Here is a 21,221-nt window from a genome sequence, read left to right as displayed (position 1 = left end):
GCGCCGCCGCTTCCAGACCAGCCCGATGAAAATGAAGGCCGCCACGGCGAACAGGCCGACGTGGATGGTGAAGCTCGCCAGCTCCTCTGGATAACCGAGGACCTGGCCACACCAGGCGGCAGCAGACCGGGAGAGATGGCCGCACCAGGCGGTGACACTATCCGGCATCGAATCTACTCCAGCCCCGTGCGACCGAACAGGTGCCGGCTGCGCGCCAAAGCGGCGTGCAGCCGGCGGCTTGCGATTCAGATCGTGATGACGCCGTTGTGGTTTCCGTCAATCCCGACCGAGAAACTGCTGGAAGCCGTATCCCCGTCGGCATCAGCGATCTGCACGGTGAAGTCGAGCTTCTCGTCGGGCGCCGGCTGCGACTGGATCAGGCTGAACCCGCCGATGTCGAACGTGTTGTTGTCGTTGCCATCGATGCCATCATGGGCGCTGACGTTTTCGATCAGCACGCGGTCGTGGGTCGTTCCACTCGTCGTCCACTGCACCTTGTCGCCGGTGCTCAGCCCGGTGATGATCAGATTGCCGTCGCCGTCGATCGTCGCTTGCGGCGTAAACTGCAAGTTGCCTGTTTTGACGACGAAGTCGGTGATCGAGAACGACGTGATGTTGACGTGCGTGTCGTTGGTGAGCCCGTCGACGAACCCCGCCCCCGGCTCGTAGGCGGTGCTGAAGGCCGTGATCTTGACGGTGACGGGTCCGACGCCCGGGTTCGTCTGGTTGACGGTAAAGGACGCCGACGTCGCATTGAACAGGGCCTGGAAGTCGATGTTGGCTTCGACATCGGCCTCGTTCTGGTCCAGATTCGGCACGAGGAAGTTCGTGTTCGCGCCAGTCACGTAGGTGATGTACGCGCCTTCAGTGGGATAATTGGCGCTGTCATTGAGCTGGTTGCCGTTGACACCGAACGACGTGGTGCTGCCGGCCTGGCTGATGTTGAGCACGTCCTTGGTCGTGATGTTGCCGCCCTGGGACTGGTTCAGCGGATTCTCTCCAACCACCACGATCTGGGTCGAGGCAGGATCGCCGAAGGTCATGAAGAGATTGCTGCCGGAGGGCGCTCCGGCAAAGCTGAAGCTGACCTCCGCGGGCGGAGGATTCTGCAGGACATCGAAAGTGTAATTGCCGCCGGACACGGTCAGCTTGAAGAAATCGATGTCGCCCGCGGTGTGTGTGGTGCTGCCATCTACGTCCTTGTAGTAGGTGGCGACAGTATTGCTGTCCGTGAGGGCCCGGAGCAGCGTTGTCTGCGAGACCGTGCCATCCAGGATCGTCAGGCTCGCCGGCGAGCTGGTGATACTGTACGTCGCCGGGTCGTCCACTCCGCCCGCTGCGTTGAGCGTCTTGGTTACGCTGGCGCCGGCAGCAAAGTCCACCTGCCCATCGGCGATGGGCCCGATGGTCGGCCCGTCGTCCTGGAACTGCACGGCATCGCCGATGCCGGTCGAGCTCGTCGCCGTGTCGCCGTCACCGTCGGTGACCGTCACCACCGCCAGCAGCGCGCTCTCGGTGATGTTGATCGCCTCATCGTAGCTGGCACCGACTGTCGGATGCTTCAGCGAGGCATATTGCGCCACGCTGATGACACCGCTCGTGCCGTCGATCGCCACCGCGAAGGCCGCGGCTCCGGCGGAACTGCCGATGCGGCCGACCACCAGGCTGCCTTCCTTGAACAGGAAGATGCTGGTGCCACCAGTCGTGTCGAGGCCGGAATCCACGCCTGCGGCGGACACCGCCAGCGAGAACGCCGTCGTCGCGCCCTCGTTATCGGCACCCGCAGAGCTGCCGGTCGCGCTCACGACGGGGGTGGCATCCTGTGCGTAGCCGGGGCTGAGATCGGTGCTTTTATTGGCGACGCCAGCGAACAAGGCGACAACACCTGCCGCAGTTGTGTCGTCGGCATCCGCGTCGACCCCCGCAGTCTCGTCATGCGCTACCGTCGCCGTGCCCTGCGCGATTCCCGCTGTCGGTCCGTCGTCCTGGAACTGCACGGCATCGCCGATGCCGGTCGAACTCGTCTTCGTGTCGCCGTCGCCGTCGGTCACCGTCACCACCGCCAGCAGCGCACTCTCGGTGATGTTGATCGCCTCATCGTAGCTGGCGCCGCCGGTCGGATGCTTCAGCGAGGCATATTGCGCCACGCTGACGACGCCGGTCGAGCTGTTGATTGCCACCGCGAAGGCCGCGGCGCCGGTCTCACCGCCGATGCGGCCGACCACCAGGTTGCCTTCCTTGAACAGGAAGATGCTGGTGCCGTTGGTGGTGTCGAGGCCGGAATCCACCCCTGCGGCGGATACCGCCAGCGAGAAGGCCGTCGTCCCGCCGAACGAGTCGGTGCCATACGAGCTTCCGGTCGCGCTCACGACAGCGGTCGCATCCTGCGCGTAACCGGTCGGGCTGAGGTCGCTGCTGACGTTGGCTACGCCCGCAAACAGCGCCACCACGCCCGCCGCGATGGTGTCATCGGCATCGCCCTGATTGCCCGCGGTCTCGTCATGCGCCACGGTCGGCGCGCCCTGCACGATCCCCGCCGTCGGGCCGTCATCCTCGAAGTGGATGGCCGTGCCGACCACGGCGCTCGCGGCGTTGGAGCTGACAAGGCTGAAGCCGCCGATATCGAAGGTGTTGTTGTCGTTGTCTGGATTGGTATCCGCGTTGCTGATGTTTTCGATCAGGACGCGGTTATGGGTTGCGCTCGTTGTCCACTGCACCGTGTCGCCGCTGCTCAGGCCGGTGACCGTCAAGGTGCCGTCGGCGTTTACGGTAGCGGCCGGAGTATATTGCGTATTGCCTGATTTTTTGATGACGTTGATGAAGGAGGCCGATGTGATCGCGATCTGCGTGTCGTTGCTGAGCCCGTCGACGAAATTCACCCCCGGCTCCGCAGCGGTGCTGAAGGCCGTAATCTTGACGGTGACGGGGCCGATGCCCGGATTGGTCTGGTTGACGGTGAAGGAGCCGCCGGTCGCGTTGAAGACGTTCTGGAAGGCGATGTTGGCTTCGACGTCGGCCTCGTTCTGATCGAGGTTCGGCACCAGGAAGTTCGTGTTCGTGCCCGTGACATAGGTGATGTACGCCCCCTCACCAGCGTTGATCTGGTTGCCGTTGACGCCGAACGAGGTGGTGCTGCCGGCCTGGCTGATATTGAGCACGTCCTTGGTCGTGATGTTCCCGCCCTCGGATTGATTGAGCGGGTTCTTGCCAATCACCACGATCTGGGTGGAGTTCGGATCACCGAAGGTCATGAAGAGATTGCTGCCGGACGGCGCTCCGGCGAAGCCGAAATTGATCTGCTCGCTGACCGCGACCTTGAGATGGCTGCCGAGGTCGAGGGAGTCATCGGGGTTGGTGCCATCCAGATGCTGCAGCGCCTCGTATTGAACGCTCCAGATCTTGGCACCGGTCGCGGTCTGCTCGAGATAGACCGCGAAGGCGATGACACCCGCAGCCGTCTTGCCGACCACGATGTTGTCGTTCGTGGGGTCCGCCCAAAGGAAGACCTCCTCGCCGTCATTGGTGAAGAGACCGCTCGTGTCACCGTCGAGCGCGCCGCCAGTCGAGTCGGTGAAGGCGAGGTTGCCGATCGCGCCCGTGACGCCGCTGATGGTGATAACGTCGCCGCTGCTGACCGCGTGGTTGATCTCCGTGGCCGGAGCGCCCAGCGCCGTCAGCCGGCTTGAAAACGCGCTCGGGAGCGCCGTGTTGGTGTCGTCGTTCTGCAGATCAGCGGTTTCGTCGAGAATAACGGTTGTGCCGGTAAGAGTGACTGAAAGTGCCATGAGAAACCTCCTACAAGAGAATAATGGTAGGCTTTCACATCAGAAATTCCTGCGTCAGCTCTTCGGCGTATCGCGAGTTTCGACAACGCCGGCATCATCGGCGGCAAGCCGATCACAGGCTCCTTCTTTCTCTTTCATCGAAGAATTTCCCGCCACCCGGGATTACATCACAGACGCAACAAAACCGTCTCGTCGCTCTCAGTCGAGAGATCAGAGCCACGACACGGTCGGAAGCGTGCGCCGCCCCGAGCGGCGATCACACCTTGCTGATTGGATATTTCCTGAAGCAAGCAGCGTGCACAAACATGGCCGCCTCCCCAAACAATGAACGTTACTCTGAAGCCCTCTCAATCAATCAGGGCCAACTCTGTTCAAGTGCGTGTGGGCTCGCAATCTCAATTCCTGTCGAGTATTAAATCTCGACGAAAATAAAAATTTAAACCAATTATTAACAAATGTAAATAGCGGCGCAATGTCGCTCGTGTTCGTGCGAGGAGATCTCGCGGCTCCCTTGATGATTGCGGCCATCTTGCGCAGCACTCGCGTACAGTTCGTTGGACTAACGCTTGAGATAAATCTCCGTTAGTGCCCTTTGCTGACGTTCCTACCCGCTTCGAGCTGACGTCTCGTCAGCGCCCTTGGCGGACTCCAGATCTCTGCGCATAGGATAGCTGGGCAACAACGTCATCCCCTCAGCCAACATTGCCTCAGCCGCGGCGTGACAGAAAATCCAGCACGCCGGTCTTGTAGACCTTGTCGCCGACCGCGCGCATGTGGTCGCGGTTGGGAATGTCGAGCACTTCTGAGCCGGGGATGATCGCACCGAGCGCGCTGGCACTTCCTGCGACGTCGTCGGTCGAGCCGACCGCGATCAGCACCGGCAAGTCGATGCGCGCGGCCTCGTCGCGGGTCATGAGGTCGCGCGTGCCGCGCAGGCAGGCGGCGAGCGCACGGTGATCGGAGCGAGTCTGGTCGGCAAACGCACGGAAGGTGCGGCCGACGGGATCGGTGACGTCATCCAGCGAGGGCGCCTCCAGCGCTTTCGCCACGTTCTCGCCGGGGCCGGTGCCCTCGATCAGGCCGCCGATGCCGATGCCGCCGAGGATCGCCGAGCGCAGGCGCTGCGGCTCGTTGAGGGACAGCCATGCCGCCATCCGACCGCCCATCGAATAGCCCATGATGTCGGCCTGCGGGATGGCGAGATGATCCATCAGCGCAAGCACGTCGCCGGCCATGGTCGGGATCGAGTATTGCGCGGGCTCGTAGAGCTTTGCGCTTTCGCCATGGCCGCGATTGTCGAGCGCAATGACGCGGCGGCCGTTCTTGCGCAGCTCCGAGACCCAGGTCGGATAGACCCAGTTCACGTTCTTGCTCGAGGCAAAGCCGTGCACCAGGATGATCGGATCGCCCTCGCCTTCATCGAGATAGGCAATTTCAACGGCGCCGTTGTGAAAGCTCGGCATCAGCAGTTCCGCGGGTCTGGAGGGGAATGGTTGATCTTAGAGCATGATCCGGAAAACTGTGCAGCGATTTTCCGGCAACATCATGCTCAAACAATAGCCTGAAGCGCCGCGCGCCTCAGGCCGTGACGGCCGCGTTGGCCAGAGCAGCTTCGGCTGCGATCTGGGCACGGCGCAGCCGCCGCGCCCGTTTGCGATCGCACCAGGCCTGGGTGAGGCGCTCGGTGGTCGCCTTGATGGAGGAGAGAAGGCCGAACAGCGTCAGTGCCGCACTGAACAGCCAGAGCGCCAGATTGAACGCGCCGCCGATCAGCAGCAGCGCGCCCCGGCCGAGCAGCTTCATGATCGCGCGCGTCTTGCTGCCTTGCGCTTCGGCAAGCCGCGCCGCGCGTGCGACATCCTTCGGGCCTTCGGCGATGCGCAGCGTGTCCATCGCCCCGCGCGTGCCGGTCTTCTCGGCGACGCGCGTGACGTCCTTGCCGAGCCGGACCAGCGCACCGGCCTTCTCGGCACGGAACGCGGCCTTGATCGCGCTGACGGTCTCGCGCGGCCGCAGCACCGAACCTGATACCACCGCATTCCGCAGCGCCGGCGTGTCGACGACCTCGCGCGCGGAACGGCCAGCCCAGACCGCGAGTCCCTCGCCGAGCCGCCCGACTTTGCGCGCGTCCTTCACCAGCGTCAGTCCGGCGCGCACCGGCGCCGCGCCACCGACGGACACATAGGTCGCCGCCGTTACCGCAAGTCCGGCCGCCGCAAGCCCGAGCACGAGCCGGTCGGTGTCCTCGCCCATGGCCAGATGCTTGCCCTCGCGCACCACGTCCCTGATGTCGCCGATCACGAAGAGATCGCCCGCCACCGTCCCCGAGAGGCTCGCGACATCATCGGCATTTCCGGTGACGAGGCCGGTGGCGAAACGCTTGGCGAAATGCGAGGTGGAGCTTTCGGCTTTGACCGCGTCATTGACGCGGCTCAGGAGGTCGTCGGGCAGCGCGATGTTGCGGTCACGCGCGAGCGCGACAAAACTGTCGGCGAGATCGGCATCGCCGGCGGCGAGCGCGGCCTCGATGTTGTCCTGGACCAGGCGATCGTTCTGCCGCAGCACTTGATCGAGCTTGAGCTCGGAGAGCACGGCCGGATCATCCTGGGCGGCGAGGATCGCGCCGGCCTCACGGGCGTGCGGCGCTACCTGCGCGAGCAAGAAGCCGCACGCCGCGATGCCGGTCAAAGCTGTGGTGATTCGCAGCCACTTCATGTGGAAAAGCCCGGAAGTCCCTGGGATCCCTTGCGCCTGATGATTCGTCTTTCGGCACAAATTTGCTCGTCCACAGACATAGTATGCCAAAATTGCGACACAACGTCCCCGACGAAAGAAGGGCTTCTCTCAGGCCTTAAGATTGTGTCGAATTTGCATGAGCAAATGAGCATGGGGCAATTGTGGACCTTTCGGTTCCGCTGGACTAGCAATCATCCACACCCGCCAGTATGGTCCGCGGCGCCTTAAAGATGCCGCGTCAGTTCTTGATTGTGTCTGCCGCCATTGCCACTCCAGGATGAGTTACGATGTCCGACCATGTCGTCCCGCACTTCCATAACGATGCCGGTGTCCCCGTCATCGAGATCGGCTCGCAAGAGTTCATGTGCGTGGGCGCCAACCCTCCGTTCGACCATCCGCACGTCTTCCTCGACCTCGGCAACGACAACGAGATCATCTGCCCCTACTGCTCGACGCTGTACCGTTTCGCGGCCGACCTGAAGGCGGGCGAAGCCCGCCCGCCGGAATGCGTCCTGAAGGACAAGGTGGCCTGACCGCTTCCATCGGTCCGGGGTGGCGCTCTCCCGCACGATTGTCATCGCCGGTGCCGGCATCGGTGGACTGACGGCCGCGCTGGCGCTCGCGGCCCGCGGCTTCCGTATCGTCGTGCTGGAAAAGGCCGAGCGGCTCGAGGAAGTCGGCGCCGGCCTGCAACTCTCCCCCAATGCCAGCCGCGTGCTGGTCGAGCTCGGCCTCACTGAGCGCCTCAAGCTGCGCGCCGTCACTCCGGAAGCGGTCTCGATCATGAGCGCGCGGGCCGGCGGCGAGCTGCTGCGGATGCCGCTCGGTGAAGCAGCGTCGCTGCGGGCCGGCGCCCCCTATTGGGTGGTGCACCGCGCCGACCTGCAATCCGCGCTGGCCGGCGCTGTTGCCGATCATCCCGACATCGACCTGAAGCTGGGCGCGACCTTCGAAGACGTCGCGCCTCACGCCAAGGGGCTGACGGTGGTCCACCGCAGCGGCACGATCCGCCGCAGCGATCTCGCCAGCGCGCTGATCGGCGCCGACGGCATCTGGTCGACGGTCCGTCAGCATCTGTTTCCCGAGGTGCAGCCACGCTTCTCCGGGCTGATCGCCTGGCGCGGCACGCTGGACGCCACGCAACTGCCGAAGGACTACACCGCGCGCCGGGTGCAGCTGTGGATGGGGCCGAATGCCCATCTCGTCGCCTATCCGATCACGGGCGGACGCCAGCTCAACGTGGTCGCTGTGCTTCCGGGCACCTGGAACAGGCCGGGCTGGAGCACGCCCGGCGATCCCCTCGAGGTGATGGAGGCCTTCGCCGCGCCACGCTGGCCGGCCTCCGCTCGCATGATGCTGGCCACGGTCGACAGCTGGCGGAAATGGGCGCTGTTCGGCGTGCCCGATGGCTGCCCCTGGAGCAAGGGTCCGGTGGCACTGCTCGGCGATGCCGTCCATGCGATGCTGCCTTTTGCAGCCCAGGGCGCCGGGATGGCGATCGAGGATGCCGCGGTGCTCGCCCGGCATCTGAGCTTTGAAGCCGCCGAGAGCACAGCGGGCATCAGTGCTGCGCTGACGCAATACGGCCGTGCCCGTCAGGCGCGCGTGCTGCGGGTGCAGCGAACCGCGCGGCAGCAGGGCCGCATCTATCATCTCGGCGGGCCGCTTGCGGTCGCACGCGATCTTGCGATCCGCGCGCTCGGCCCGGACCGCATGCTGGCGCGGCAGGACTGGATCTACGGCTGGCGGCCCTGATGCGAAGCGCCGCCGGCGCGGCGCCTCAGCGTGACGCTTTCCCGGATTTCGAAGCGGGCTTGGCAGCCGCCGCGGGGGACAATTGCGTGGCAGGCGGGGTCGCCTCCGGCGGCGTTTCCCGGCACTTGTTGCGGCGCCAGGCGTCCTCCGCCATTTGCGCCGACCCGCGCACGGCGACATAGTCGTTGCGATAGGCGAGTTCGGACACCACCGCGCCACCGGCCCCGGTCTCGGCCTTTTCCATCAGCCCCCGCAAATCGTCAGTGCGTTTGGCGAGCGTCTTGCGCTCGGCCTCCAGCTGCTTGCAGTCGTACAACTCGTATTTGGCGGGATCGGCAAAGGCCGGCGCGACCGTCTCGCTCATACCGGCGCAGCCGGACAGCGCGGCGCCGGCCGCAAGCAGCGCCAAGAGCGCGCCGAAGCCGCGCGGCGAAGTGGAAAACGAAGCAGCCATGCCGAATGAATAGTCCCCGTGGATTGAGAATGCCTAAAGCAACAACAGATGTCCGGATTGAGGCTTTGCCTTGTGCGCCCGGCTCGCTTAAGGAAGGACCGTCCCTCCGGGCTCGCAACGCGCCAATTCCAGACGGCTAGGATGGACTTAAGTGTTTGATCTCGTTGGATCAAGCGGGCATGGCGGAATTGGTAGACGCAAGGGACTTAAAATCCCTCGGTGCGCAAGCGCTGTGCCGGTTCGACCCCGGCTGCCCGCACCACGAGATTTGATGCTCCCGCGTGGGCCATTGGTGAAGGCGGTCTGCCCTCCGCTTCAGCTGAGCGATCATCGAACACGCCTCCGGTGACGTCTCGATCTGCCCAATAGCTTTGTTGCGCGGCTTTCAGCATCTGAAGATCGCCCTCTTCCGTGTCCGAGCAGCCGCTTCACCGAAAGCAGGCGACGCATCGCCACCGCATCGAGCGCTCGTTGGAACACGTACAGCAGAGTGCTGGGAGAGCTGGGCGATTATTGCGGCGTGGACCACGACCGCGAAAGCATCGAGCGTGCCGCCAAGGCGATGTCAGGCTCTACCACCGCCACGGCTATAGCTGGACCGTGTCCGGCACCCGGCCCGCATGACGGACGTCGAGCAGCAGGACCCAGAAGAACATCAGCGCGCTGAAGAGCTGGATGGAATTGTCCTCGGAGGAACTCCCCGTCACGAAGATCAATGAGGGCATCAGGAGACCGACGATGAGCGCGGCGGCGAGTGCCCTGACCGGAAGATCGACCAGCAGGATCGCGGCATAGAGCGCGAGCTCGAAGAAGGCATATTCCTTGAGGCGCGGCGAGCTGAGATAGAGCGCAAACATGGCCAGCACCGTGATGCGCATTGCTGCACGGGGGTGATCCATCAGCCAGCGATCCAGTCGCGCAAGAAGCGAATCTCCTTCGTGCGCCGGCCGGCTCCCGATCAAGCGCAGGACGGACAGGACGAACGGCACGAGCACCAGTGCGGTCGCAGCGAACGCATAGGTTGCGAAGATCGCCGGTTTGCTGTCGATCAGGCCCACATGGCCCATCAGATCCCGCGCCAGCAGCAGCAGGGACGGATTGCTCTCGAAGAGCTCGACGAGGTGCTGGTCCGGAATCTTTCCGGCCACCGCAAGCTGCCAGCTCGCGAACAGATCGGGGTACGCCAGCCACGATATCAGGATCGGCAAGGCGAAGCTGAACACAGCCATCGCGATCAGCGTCAGCTTGCGGCTGCGCGGCAGCGGCAGGAAATACAGCGCGGCCAGCACGGGAAAGAACACCAGCTTGAACGACATCACGAGGCCGAGCAGCGCGGCGCCGGCGAGGCGCGACGGAAAGCTGCGGTCCTCTGCCGCTCCGGATGCGGGCGGAGAAAGCAGGAGCCTCAGCGCGATCGCGGTCAGCACGCCGCTCAGGATCGCGAAATTACCCGACGCCTGCACCCATTCGAAACCGACGAATGCGCCGAGCGCGCAGAGCACCCTGAGCCCGACGTCGCGAGCGCTCGGGCGCGTTCGGCCAAAACCTGGCAAGATGAGGCCGCAGAGCACGGCCAGCACGGGAAAGATGGTTTTGTAGTGAGCGACCAGAATGCCGTCCGCGCAAAAAGGACGAAAGGCGTCCAGCGTCACCGGCAGATAGGGGTAAGAGAGCTTGGTGCCCTTCAGGTTCTTGACGAAATAGGGATCGAGTCCGCCGACATAGGCATCCACCGCCGCGCAATTGACGCGGGTGTCCCAGCCATATTTCACATCGAGGCCGAGGTCGCTGGCGAGATTGCCGAACACCAGAAGCGCGGTCAGTGCGATCAGGCAGGCAAGCCAGAGGTTACGCCTCGAAGCCATGTCGGCCGAAGGCTCCAACCATCGTGCCGTACCGGTGACATCAGACACAATCGGATACCTTGTTTGGCCTGGTTTCTCTCGGCGCCAGCGCAGCGCCTCATCCATCGGCCGCCACAGTGGACAGGAGGGGTTTCCGTTTCATCCCGCCGGGCCCCACCTGCCTCGCCCGACGCCGATCTTTAGGGAGGGATGGTGAATCACAGGTTTCCGGGCCATAGCAGGACCCACGTTCGGCTCGCGCGGGGGTTCCCCTCACCAATTCTTGTCCGCCCCTCCTCCGCCTGCCAGCCATCCCGAAACATGGGTTGTGCAACGCAGCATGGGCGATGGATAAAGTCGCTCAATTTCAGAGGTGAGCTTCTTGTCTGACGTCAATGCCGACGATTGGGTGTCCGCAGGACACCGCCCGATGGGATTTCCAGAATTCGTCATCGTGATCGCGTCCATCATGGCGCTGAATCCGCTTGCGATGGACATGATGCTGCCCGCGCTGCCCAATATCGGGACAGCCTTCAACATTCCCGTCGCCAACCATCTGCAGCTGGTGCTGTCGACCTTCCTGATCGGTTTCGGCGCCGGCCAGTTCGTGATGGGTCCCTTGTCGGACCGCTTCGGCCGCCGGCCGGTGCTGCTCGGCGGCATGGCGGTCTATGCGGTGGCGAGCGTGCTGGCGGTCGCGGCGCCCTCGTTCGAGACGCTGCTGCTGGCGCGCGCGCTGCAGGGGCTCGGCACCTCGGCGACACGCGTGATCGCGACCTCGATCGTGCGCGACTGCTATGTCGGCCGCCGCATGGCGAGCGTGATGTCGCTTGCCATGATGGTGTTCATCGCGGTGCCCGTGATCGCTCCCTCGTTCGGACAGGCGGTGCTGCTGGTGACGGCGTGGCGCGGCATCTTCGTCGTGCTGATGCTCTACGGCCTGCTCGCGCTCGCCTGGTGCGTGCTGCGGCTGCCGGAAACCCTTCCTGAATCCGGGCGCCGGTCCCTGGCGCCCGCCGACGTGCTCTCGGCGTTTCGGCAGACCGTGACCAATCGCCAGACCATCGGCTATGCCACGGCGGCCGGCAGCGTCATCGGCGCGCTCTTTGCCTTTGTCTTCTGCGCCCAGCAGGTCTTCACCGGCATCTATCACCTCGGCCATTACTTCCCACTCGCCTTCGCCGCGATTGCAGCCGGCACGGCCGTCGCCGGCTTCCTCAATGCGAGGCTGGTCGGGCGGCTCGGCATGCGCGTGATCTCGCATGGCGCGCTGACGCTCTACACAATCGTCGCTGCCGTGATGCTGCTGACGGAAATACTCGGCGTCCTGCCGCTCACCCTGTTCATGGTGCTCTCGGCTCTGATGATGTTCTCGTTCGGCATGATGGTTGCCAACTTCACCGCGCTCGCGATGGAGCCGCAGGGCCACATCGCCGGCACCGCCTCCTCGCTCTACGGGTCGATCACGACGCTGATCGGAATCGTGGTCGGCATGGCAATCGGACAGAGTTTCGACGGCACGCTGCTGCCGTTCTCGATCGGCTTCTTCCTGTCGACGCTCGCTGCGCTCGCGATCGTGCTGGTGGTGGAAAAGGGCCGGCTGTTCAAGCCGCATCATCGTCCCATCACTTAGGGAACTTCCCGATCCGCTCGATGTTGTCCTGCAGCAATTCGAGAGGTCACATTCAATGGAACCGGAACACCGGGAAGATCGCCGCGACGTCGAACGGCGGAAGACGGAACATTCGGAGCCGAGCGCAGAGCACGCCACGTTGACGACGCCTTTGGCGAGCGAGGGTCTTGAGCAGGTCCGCGACAGTCATTGTTGAGCGCAGAGCCTATTCCGAACCGCGCCTGCTGGCGCTGAAATCATCCGCAGCGCTCTTGGGTATCATCCGCATTCCCCGGGGCCGCACGATCAGAGCGACCACCTCCCGCGAGAGACCGGGCCGCCCCCACAGGGTGGCCCGCACGGTGAACTCGCGCCTGACGAAGTGTCCGGTCTGCGAGGACGCCCACGCCATCCACCGGGTGCAAGTATCCTGGTCGCGGAAACACAGCGCGGCCCAGCCGCGGTCGAGCGACGTCTTGCGCGGCAAGCCCAATGTCTGGTCGTACTCGAAGGGCGCCGCATGACGTGGATGGTCCGGGCTGTAGAAAGCGGTGGCGAAGGCCAGCGAACCATCACCACTCACCGCGCTCAGCGGCACACCGGTCTGCTCGCGCCACTCGCGCGTCAATTCACTGGCCGCCTGGGCGTAAAGATTCCGGCCCTCCTCATACCCGTGATCGTTGCGATAGACGGCATGGATCGGCGCGGCGATCAGGACGGCCGCGAGCGCGACGCCGGCCACGATCACGGTGAGGTTGACCGTGTAGAAGCGCTCGATCGGGTAGCTCGTCCCGCCGACCACGAGAACGGTGAACAGGAACAGTCCCTGCAATGCCCATAGCGACGGCAGATCGGTGCCCATCGCGAGCGACGTCAGCACCGGCAGCACGATCGTACCCATCGTGACGTAGAACAAAAGCCGCAGGCCCGGGCTCATTGCGGCGAAGTCCGCCGGAAACTGCTTCAAGCGCGTTCCTGCAACGAGCACCCAGAACACGGCCGACATGCTCATCGCCGCCGCCAGCCCCAGCAGAAAGTTTCTCGCCTCGCCGAGTGAGGTCGCAGCGTTGCCGCCTGTGTGCGCCAGCGCGTAGGTGAAGGTCGATGCGCCCGTTGTCGCGAGCCAATAGACGTGAGGTGACAGCGCCGCGAGCCCGACGACGACCGAGATCCAGGGCGAAGCGGAGGTGAAATAAGCGCGCCGCGCCGGGTGCGCCAGCGCGGCAAACGCGAAGCTCGTGACGAGAAAGACCGAATAATATTTGCCGACCATCGCCAGCGCCGTCGTGCATCCCATTGCGACCGCCCACAGCGGGGCGCGCGTCTCGAATGCGCGCAGGAAGCACCAGGTCGCCAGCGGCCAGACCGCCAGCAGCACCGAATTGGCATTGAAGCGCTGGGCATGGAATTGATAGACCGGCGTCAGCATCAGCAGCAAAAGCACCAGGATGCGCTTGTGCCCGGTCACGAATTGCCGCGCGACCCGGTCGACGAAGATCAGCGCAAGCCCGGCATTGGCCATCGCCATCAATTGCAACGACCAATCGCTGAGCGGGAAGACAGAGGTCCAGCTGGCGGCGATCCAGCCGGTCAAGGGCGGATGCTTGTGATAGCCCCAGGCGAAATGCTGCCCCAGCATCCAGGCCTCGAGCGTATCAGGGTGCAGGCCGCCGCCGGCATAGGCGATCGCCAGATAGGACGTCCAGATCGCGACGAAACAGCCGATGAGGAGCGGAACGGCCCAGCCCGCCTCGACGCCATCGAGCCAATGCAGGAAAGGCCGCCGCCAACGCGCCGGCGCGCGATCGGACCGTTCGGCCATCGCCTGGAATGCAAAATCGATCGGCACGGGAATCAGGTTGAGGAGGGAAAATGACGCGTAAGGACGACGCATCTATTTCAAGATTGAAACAAATAGCAATGACCGGAAACTGGAAAGGTTAAAAGCCGCAACGCTTTTCCGCCGACGCAAGACCACAAAAGACAACGGCGCCGCTGATGACAGCGGCGCCGCGTGGTGAAGACGACGAAGGCTACGTGAATTCGCCTCCCCTTACTCCGACTTGTCGACGTTCCAGAACAGCGGCGTCGCCGGGCCGTCGAGCACGCCGGTCAGCGATTTACGCCAGCCGCTCGGCAGCAGGTATTGCCCCAGCGGGATGTAGATCACCTGCTCATAGGCTTCCTTCTGGATGTCGGCGGCGATCTTCTTCTGCTCGTCGATCGACGGCGCGCGGACGAACGCGTCCTTGAGCTGCTCGATCTTGGCGCTTTCCGCCCAGCCGAACCAGCCGCCCTTCTTGCCCTGGCCGCCGATCGAGAGATTGGCGATCGGGTTGGAGACGTCGGCCGCGACCCAGTTGGTGAAGAACATGTTCCAGCCACCCTCCTTCGGCGGCTTCTGACTGGCACGGCGGCTCACCACCGTCTGCCAATCGGTCGCTTGCAGATCGACCTTGAAGCCGGCTTCGCGCAGCAGCTGGGCCGCGACGATGGGCTGGGCCTTGAGCGTGGTGACGTCGCCGGGCGCCATGATGACGACCGGGGTGCCGTCATAGCCTGACTCGGCGAGCGCCTTCTTGGCCTCCGCCATGCCATTGCCCTTCACCAGGGTCTCGGCGCCGACCTCGGTCGCGAACGGCGTATCGCAAACGAAGAACGCGCCGCAGATCTTCTGGTACTTGGCATTGCCGACCAGCGCGTCGAGAACGTCCTTCTGGTTCATCGCCAGAAGAGCGGCACGTCGTACCTTCACGTTGTCGAACGGCGGATAGAGGAAGTTCATCCGGCCGAGCGTCTGAAAGCCGAACTTGTTCGAGACCTCGATCGTGATCTCCTTGTTCGCCTCCAGCACCGGCAGCATGTCGTAGGGCAGGTTTTCCATGAAGTCGATGTCGCCCGACTGCAGCGCGTTCACCGCGGTCTGCGAGTCCGGCATGGTGATCCATTCGACGCGGTCGACCTTCGCCACCTTGCCGCCGGAGGTCCAGCTCGCCGGCTCCTTGCGCGGCACGTAATCGATGTTCTTGACGTAGACCGCCTTGACGCCGGGCTGGAATTCCGACGCCACGAACTTGAAGGGGCCCGAGCCGATCTGCTCGGGGATCTGCTTGTCCGGCGGCGTCTCGGCGAGGCGCTTCGGCATCATGAAGGCGACGCGCGAGGACGGTTTGCCGATGGAATCGAGCACGAGGCCGTAGGGCTCCTTCAGCTTCAGCGTGATGGTCTTGGCGTCGGTCGCCTCGATGCTCGCGGTGAAGTCCAGGAGCTTCTGGCCCATGCCGTCGACCGCGGCCCAGCGCTTCAGCGAGGCGACGCAATCTTCCGCCGTCACCGTCGCACCGTCATGCCATTTGAGGCCGTCGCGCAGCGTGAAGGTGTAGGTGAGCTTGTCGTCGGAGATCTTCCAGTCCGCCATCTGCGGCTGAATCTTGAAGCTCGAATCGGGAGCCACCAGCGTGTCGTAGACCATGTAGCCATGGTCACGCGTGATGTAGGCCGTGGTGAAGATCGGATCGATGATGCGCAGATCCGAATGCATCACCGCCGTAATGGTCTTGCCGGCTGCAAGCACTGGCGAGGCAAGCGCCGTCGAAAGCGCAACGACAGACAGCGCAAGTTTGGAGGCAAACGCGCGAGGCCCCCGGCGCATGAAGTGGAACATAAAAAGTTTCTCCTGACGTGAAACTGTTCAAAGGCAGGTTATTGGTTAAGCATGCGGCTCGTTCCTTGGGCGAACTAACCTCATGCAATGCCTTTATCTTTCGAGACTTGCAGACAGTGCCGAGCGCGTCAATCCGGTTTCGCTGCAAGCCCTGGCGGCGCGGGCACGGGCTCCACAAGGATCGGTTTGGCTCTACAACACTCTCCACTCGTCCTGCCCCGCACCAATGCAATGCGCATTCCATCTTTCGAAGCTTGAGAGACATTGAGATGAATCCAGCCAATCTTCCTTTCGATTCCGAGGCGATGCTCCAGGGTCTGCGCGGCTGGGTCGAATGCGAAAGCCCGACCTGGGACGCTGATGCGGTGAATCGCATGCTCGATATCGCAGCGCGGGATATGGCGATCATGGGTGCGACGATCGAGCGCATCGCCGGCCGCCAGGGGTTCGGCGGCGTGATCCGCGCGCGCTTTCCGCATCCGAAACAGGGCGAGCCGGGCATCCTGATCGCCGGCCATATGGATACCGTCCACCCGGTCGGTACCATCGAGAAGCTGAAATGGCGGCGCGAGGGCAATCGGTGCTACGGCCCCGGCATCTATGACATGAAGGGCGGCAACTACCTCTCGCTAGAAGCGATCCGGCAACTGGCGCGTGCATCGTTCACCACGCCGCTGCCGATCACCGTGCTGTTCACGCCGGACGAGGAAGTGGGGACGCCCTCGACGCGCGACATCATCGAGGCGGAAGCCGCGCGCAACAAATATGTCCTGGTGCCCGAGCCCGGCCGCGCCGACAACGGCGTCACCACCGGACGTTACGCCATCGCGCGCTTCAATCTCGAGGCGGCGGGCCGGCCGAGCCACGCCGGCGCGACGCTGTCGGCGGGACGCTCGGCGATCCGCGAGATGGCGCGGCAGATTCTCGCCATCGACGCGATGACGACGGAGGACTGCACCTTCTCGGTCGGCGTCGTGCATGGCGGGCAATGGGTCAATTGCGTTGCCACGACCGCCACCGGCGAAGCGCTCTCCATGGCCAAGCGGCAGGCCGATCTCGATCGCGGCGTCGAGCGGATGCTGGCGCTGTCGGGCACGGCCAACGATGTTTCCTTCAAGGTGACGCGCGGGGTGACGCGTCCGGTGTGGGAGCCGGATGCCGGCACCATGGCGTTGTATGAGAAGGCGCGCGGCATCGCCAAGTCGCTTGGCGCCGAACTGCCGCATGCGAGCTCCGGCGGCGGCTCCGATGGCAACTTCACCGGTGCGATGGGAATCCCGACGCTCGACGGCCTGGGCGTGCGCGGAGCCAATGGCCACACGTTAGAGGAGTATATCGAAGTCGAGAGTCTCGTTGAGCGCGGCCGGCTGATGGCCGGGCTGCTTGAGACGCTGGAGTGACCGGATTGGATGGGCGCGCCTGGCGCGCCGCAGATATTTCGTCTGGCGGGCACGCTCCGCTGGCCCCCTTGAAGAGGGGTCGCCAAAACAGCTGACCGCACTGCAAAAGCTGTGGCCCTGATGGCACGGGAATTGCTGAAATGTTAGGCTGGTGGCAGAACAGACTACGACCGCTGCCGCCGATTTACTCTAATCTGACGGATCCAACTTGCTCGGATATCTCCTTCGCCGAATCTTCGCCGCCGTGCCCGTGATGGGCGTCGTCGCGCTGTTCGTCTTCCTCCTGCTCCGCCTCACCCCCGGCGATCCCGCCGCGATCCTCGCCGGCGACAATGCAACGCCGGAACGGCTCGAGCGCATCCGCACCTCGCTCGGCCTCAACGAGCCCTTGATCGTGCAGTTCGTCACCTGGGTGAACAAGCTGCTCCACGGCGATCTCGGGACCTCGCTGATCTCCAATCTGCCTGTGATGAAGATGATCGGCCAGCGCGTCGAGCCGTCGATCTCGATCGCGCTGTGCACCATCATCCTCGCCGTGATCGTGGCGGTTCCCCTCGGCGTGATCGCCGCGTGGAAGCACGGCACCTGGATCGACCGTTTCGTGATGGGGCTTTCCGTGCTCGGCTTCTCGGTGCCGGTGTTCGTGGTCGGCTATATTCTGATCCAGGTCTTCGCGATCGAACTGCGGTGGGTGCCGGTGCAGGGCTTCCGCAGCATCTTTAACGGCTTCGGCCCGTTCTTCGAGCGCATGATCCTGCCGACCTGCGCGCTCTCCTTCATCTACATCGCGCTGATCGCGCGCATGACACGCGCGGCGATGCTGGATGTGCTCGGCGAGGACTATGTGCGCACCGCGCGCGCCAAGGGCATCAACGAGGTCGCCGTGATGATGCGCCACGCGCTGCGCAACGCCGCCGTGCCCGTCATCACCGTGATCGGCACCGGCTTTGCGCTGCTAATCTCCGGCGTCGTCGTCACCGAGAGCGTGTTCAACATTCCCGGCATCGGCCGCCTCACCGTGGATGCGGTGCTGGCGCGCGACTATCCGGTGATCCAGGCGATGATCCTGCTGACGTCGCTGATCTATGTCGTCGTCAATCTTCTCATCGACGTCGCCTACACCCTGCTCGATCCCCGGATCCGGTACTGAGGCAAGGACAAGAATAGAATGTCGGTCGATACCCTTCCCCAGTCCTCCATTCCGATCACGTCGCCGCTGCGGCCGCGCTTCGGCTTCCTCACCTCGACGCCGATCATCGCCACGGCGACGGTCCTGCTCGCGCTGATCATCCTGGTCTCGATCCTGGCGCCGCTGATCGCGCCGCATGATCCGATCCAGCTCGCGCCGTCGCAACGGCTCAAGCCGTCGTCCGCGCAATTCCTGCTCGGCACCGATGCCTATGGTCGTGACCTGTTGTCGCGCGTCGTCTATGGCGGCCGCATCTCGCTGCTGATCGGCATCGGCTCGGCGATCCTGTCGATCGTCATCGGCCTTGCGATCGGCCTCGTCTCCGGCTTCTTCAAGCTGGTCGATGCCGTGCTGATGCGGGTCATGGACGGCCTGATGGCGATGCCGAGCATCCTGCTCGCGATCGCCGTGGTGTCGCTGTCCGGCGCCAGCCTCTGGACCGTGCTGATCGCGATCACCATCCCCGAGATCCCGCGCGTGGCACGGCTGGTCCGCTCGGTCGTGCTGTCGGCGCGCGAGGAGCCTTATGTCGAGGCAGCGATCTCGGTTGGCTCGTCCTTGCCGAAGATCATGTGGCGGCATCTGATGCCGAACACGGTGGCGCCGCTGATCGTCCAGGGCACCTATATCTGCGCGAGCGCGATCCTCACCGAGGCCATCCTCTCCTTCCTCGGCGCCGGCATCTCGCCGGAGACGCCGACCTGGGGCAACATCATGGCCGAGGGCCGCCAGTACTTCCAGATCAAGCCGTCGCTGATCTTCTGGCCGGGCCTGCTGCTCTCGATCGCCATCCTCAGCATCAATCTGATCGGCGACGCCGCCCGCGACGCACTCGATCCGCGCATGAAGCAGCGGGAAGGCAAGTGATGACCGATCAAGTGATGACCAACACGGTTCTCGACATCAACAACCTCGTCGTCTCCGTCGGCAAGAAGCCGGGCGGGCCAAAGATCATCGACGGCATCTCGATCCAGGTCCGCGAGCGCGAGACGCTGTGCCTGGTCGGCGAAAGCGGCTCGGGCAAGTCGGTGACCTCGCTGACCACGATGGGCCTGCTGCCGAAGGGCACGCTGGTTCCCACCGCCGGCAGCATCAAGCTGGTCGGCGAAGAGCTACTCACCGCGACCGACCGCCGCCTGCGCCAGCTCCGCGCCACGCAGATGGCGATGATCTTCCAGGAGCCGATGACCGCGCTCAATCCGGTGGTGCCGGTCGGCCGCCAGATCGACGAGGTGCTGCGCGCCCACACCAATCTCGATGCCAAGGCGCGAAAGAAGCGCATCCTCGACATGATGGAGCAGGTCCACCTGCCCCAGGTCGAGCGCATCTTCGCTTCCTACCCGCATCGCCTCTCCGGCGGCCAGCGCCAGCGCATCATGATCGCGATGGCGCTGGTGCTGGAGCCAAAGCTCTTGATCGCGGACGAGCCGACCACCGCGCTCGACGTCACCACGCAGAAGCAGATTTTGTCCCTGATCCGCGAGCTCCAGCGCGATCACGGCACGGCCGTGCTGTTCATCACCCACGACATGGGCGTGGTCGCCGAGATCGCCGACCGCGTCGCCGTGATGCGGCAGGGCCGGCTGGTCGAGACCGGCCCGCTCGAGGCCGTGCTGCGCAATCCGACCATGGAGTACACCCGCAATCTGCTCGCCTCGGTGCCGAGCCTGGTGCCGCGGCCGCCGCGCGAGGAGAGCCGCGAGCCGGTCGTGCTCGAGGCCAACGACCTCAGCAAGGTCTACAAGGAGCGTGCCTTCTTCGGCAAAGGCCGCGAGGTCGTCGCCGCCGACAAGGTGACGCTGACGCTGCGCAAGGGCCGCACGCTCGGCATCGTCGGCGAAAGCGGCTCGGGCAAGTCGACGGTTGCGCGCTGCATCGTCCGCCTGATCGATCCGACCTCCGGCGGCGTGCGCCTCGCCGGCCGAGAGATCGCCGGCATCTCGCGCCGCCTGCTGCAGCCGCACCGGCAGAAGATCCAGATCGTGTTCCAGGATCCCTATCGCTCGCTCAACCCGCGTGTCACGGTCGGCGAGAGTATTGCGGAGGGCCCGATCAATTACGGCGTCGCCCATCCCGATGCGATGAAGCGCGCCCGCGAGCTGCTCGAGCTGGTCGGCCTGCCCGCCGATGCAGTGTCGCGCTATCCGCACCAGTTCTCCGGCGGCCAGCGCCAGCGTATCGCCATTGCCCGCGCGCTCGCGCTCGATCCGGACGTGCTGGTCGCGGACGAAGCCGTCTCCGCGCTCGACGTCTCGGTGCAGGCGCAGGTGCTGGAACTCTTCGACGAGATCCAGAAGCGCCTCGGCATCGCGATCCTGTTCATCACCCACGATTTGCGCGTCGCAGCGCAGATCTGCGACGAGGTCGTGGTGATGCAGCGCGGCCGTGTCGTCGAACAAGGCCCGGCCGCCGAGGTGCTGACGCATCCGAAGGAGGCCTACACCAGGGCGCTGCTGGATGCCGCTCCCGGCCGCGACTGGGACTTTGCGAACTTCCGGCCGGTCGCAGAGGGCGTGGGGGCGACGTTGTAGTTCCGCTGTCGTCCCTGCGAAAGCAGGGACCCATACCGCGTGATCGGTCGATTCCCGGTGGTGCTCGTCCCGAACGACCGGCCTTCGTCAAACTCCTCCCTGGGGTTATGGGTCCCTGCGTTCGCAGGGACGACAGCGAGAGTCTGGCTGGCAGAGCGGCTCACAACACGCACCGCACCCGCAGCATTCCCAAAACAGCTTGACCCTATGCGCGGCGCGAGTGCTTCCCACCTTGCTCTCGCCGCAGGGCC

General features: G+C 64.4%; 14 protein-coding genes and 1 tRNA gene. 8 read left to right on the top strand and 7 right to left on the bottom strand.

Annotated features, from left to right (window positions below; translation table 11 throughout):
• Positions 1–245: 245 nt before the first annotated feature.
• The 3 genes from GGD62_RS14800 to GGD62_RS14790 form a co-directional block, all read right to left on the bottom strand.
• Positions 246–3,785 (bottom strand): DUF5801 repeats-in-toxin domain-containing protein, encoded by a 3,540-nt coding sequence (locus tag GGD62_RS14800; RefSeq protein WP_183708906.1) that lies wholly within the window; start codon positions 3,783–3,785, stop codon positions 246–248.
• A 707-nt stretch (positions 3,786–4,492) separates the two neighbouring features.
• Positions 4,493–5,248 carry an alpha/beta fold hydrolase gene (locus tag GGD62_RS14795; protein WP_092259203.1) on the bottom strand — a complete coding sequence of 252 codons (756 nt, stop codon included), beginning with the start codon at positions 5,246–5,248 and terminating at the stop codon, positions 4,493–4,495.
• Positions 5,249–5,363: 115 nt separating this feature from the next.
• Entirely contained in the window at positions 5,364–6,500 is a 1,137-nt protein-coding gene (locus GGD62_RS14790) for a hypothetical protein (protein WP_183229958.1), read from the bottom strand.
• 308 nt (positions 6,501–6,808) lie between these two features.
• Between GGD62_RS14790 and GGD62_RS14785 the strand changes: the two genes are divergently transcribed.
• Positions 6,809–7,054 (top strand): zinc-finger domain-containing protein, encoded by a 246-nt coding sequence (locus tag GGD62_RS14785; protein WP_007602543.1) that lies wholly within the window; start codon positions 6,809–6,811, stop codon positions 7,052–7,054.
• A gap of 19 nt (positions 7,055–7,073) precedes the next feature.
• Positions 7,074–8,276, top strand: a complete 1,203-nt coding sequence (locus tag GGD62_RS14780; RefSeq protein ID WP_183708905.1) for an FAD-dependent monooxygenase — start codon at positions 7,074–7,076, stop codon at positions 8,274–8,276.
• A 25-nt stretch (positions 8,277–8,301) separates the two neighbouring features.
• Here the strand turns inward: GGD62_RS14780 and GGD62_RS14775 are convergent, their stop codons facing one another.
• The gene (locus GGD62_RS14775) at positions 8,302–8,730 is read right to left on the bottom strand and encodes a hypothetical protein (protein ID WP_018322089.1); all 429 of its coding nucleotides are present in this window, start codon (positions 8,728–8,730) and stop codon (positions 8,302–8,304) included.
• Positions 8,731–8,903: 173 nt separating this feature from the next.
• On the opposite strand from GGD62_RS14775, the gene GGD62_RS14770 reads away from it, so the two are divergent.
• A tRNA-Leu gene (locus GGD62_RS14770) sits at positions 8,904–8,992 on the top strand.
• 325 nt (positions 8,993–9,317) lie between these two features.
• On the opposite strand, the gene GGD62_RS14765 is transcribed toward GGD62_RS14770, so the two are convergent.
• The gene (locus tag GGD62_RS14765; protein ID WP_246800101.1) at positions 9,318–10,595 is read right to left on the bottom strand and encodes a hypothetical protein; all 1,278 of its coding nucleotides are present in this window, start codon (positions 10,593–10,595) and stop codon (positions 9,318–9,320) included.
• Between the two features lie 361 nt (positions 10,596–10,956).
• Here GGD62_RS14765 and GGD62_RS14760 point away from each other — a divergent pair, with 361 nt between their 5' ends.
• The gene (locus GGD62_RS14760; protein WP_092259200.1) at positions 10,957–12,207 is read left to right on the top strand and encodes a multidrug effflux MFS transporter; all 1,251 of its coding nucleotides are present in this window, start codon (positions 10,957–10,959) and stop codon (positions 12,205–12,207) included.
• Positions 12,208–12,412: 205 nt separating this feature from the next.
• Here the strand turns inward: GGD62_RS14760 and GGD62_RS14755 are convergent, their stop codons facing one another.
• Positions 12,413–14,080 carry a glycosyltransferase family 39 protein gene (locus tag GGD62_RS14755; RefSeq protein ID WP_183708903.1) on the bottom strand — a complete coding sequence of 556 codons (1,668 nt, stop codon included), beginning with the start codon at positions 14,078–14,080 and terminating at the stop codon, positions 12,413–12,415.
• Positions 14,081–14,239: 159 nt separating this feature from the next.
• Positions 14,240–15,850: an ABC transporter substrate-binding protein gene (locus GGD62_RS14750; RefSeq protein WP_183708902.1), complete on the bottom strand. Its 1,611-nt coding sequence runs from the start codon at positions 15,848–15,850 to the stop codon at positions 14,240–14,242.
• Positions 15,851–16,119: 269 nt separating this feature from the next.
• Here GGD62_RS14750 and GGD62_RS14745 point away from each other — a divergent pair, with 269 nt between their 5' ends.
• The 4 genes from GGD62_RS14745 (at position 16,120) to GGD62_RS14730 (ending at position 20,970) form a co-directional block, all read left to right on the top strand.
• Positions 16,120–17,250: a M20/M25/M40 family metallo-hydrolase gene (locus GGD62_RS14745; protein WP_183708901.1), complete on the top strand. Its 1,131-nt coding sequence runs from the start codon at positions 16,120–16,122 to the stop codon at positions 17,248–17,250.
• Between the two features lie 208 nt (positions 17,251–17,458).
• Positions 17,459–18,400, top strand: coding sequence for an ABC transporter permease (locus GGD62_RS14740; protein WP_179734267.1), 942 nt, complete (start codon positions 17,459–17,461; stop codon positions 18,398–18,400).
• Between the two features lie 18 nt (positions 18,401–18,418).
• Complete coding sequence (locus tag GGD62_RS14735) at positions 18,419–19,306, top strand: ABC transporter permease (RefSeq protein WP_018322083.1); 888 nt, start codon at positions 18,419–18,421, stop codon at positions 19,304–19,306.
• Positions 19,307–19,320: 14 nt separating this feature from the next.
• Positions 19,321–20,970, top strand: coding sequence for an ABC transporter ATP-binding protein (locus GGD62_RS14730; protein WP_183709018.1), 1,650 nt, complete (start codon positions 19,321–19,323; stop codon positions 20,968–20,970).
• Positions 20,971–21,221: the final 251 nt, after the last annotated feature.

It is taken from the genome of Bradyrhizobium sp. ERR14, assembly GCF_014198235.1.
Lineage (GTDB): Bacteria > Pseudomonadota > Alphaproteobacteria > Rhizobiales > Xanthobacteraceae > Bradyrhizobium.
Note: the sequence above shows the minus strand (reverse complement) of the source record. Positions and strands in the feature narration are given on the sequence as shown.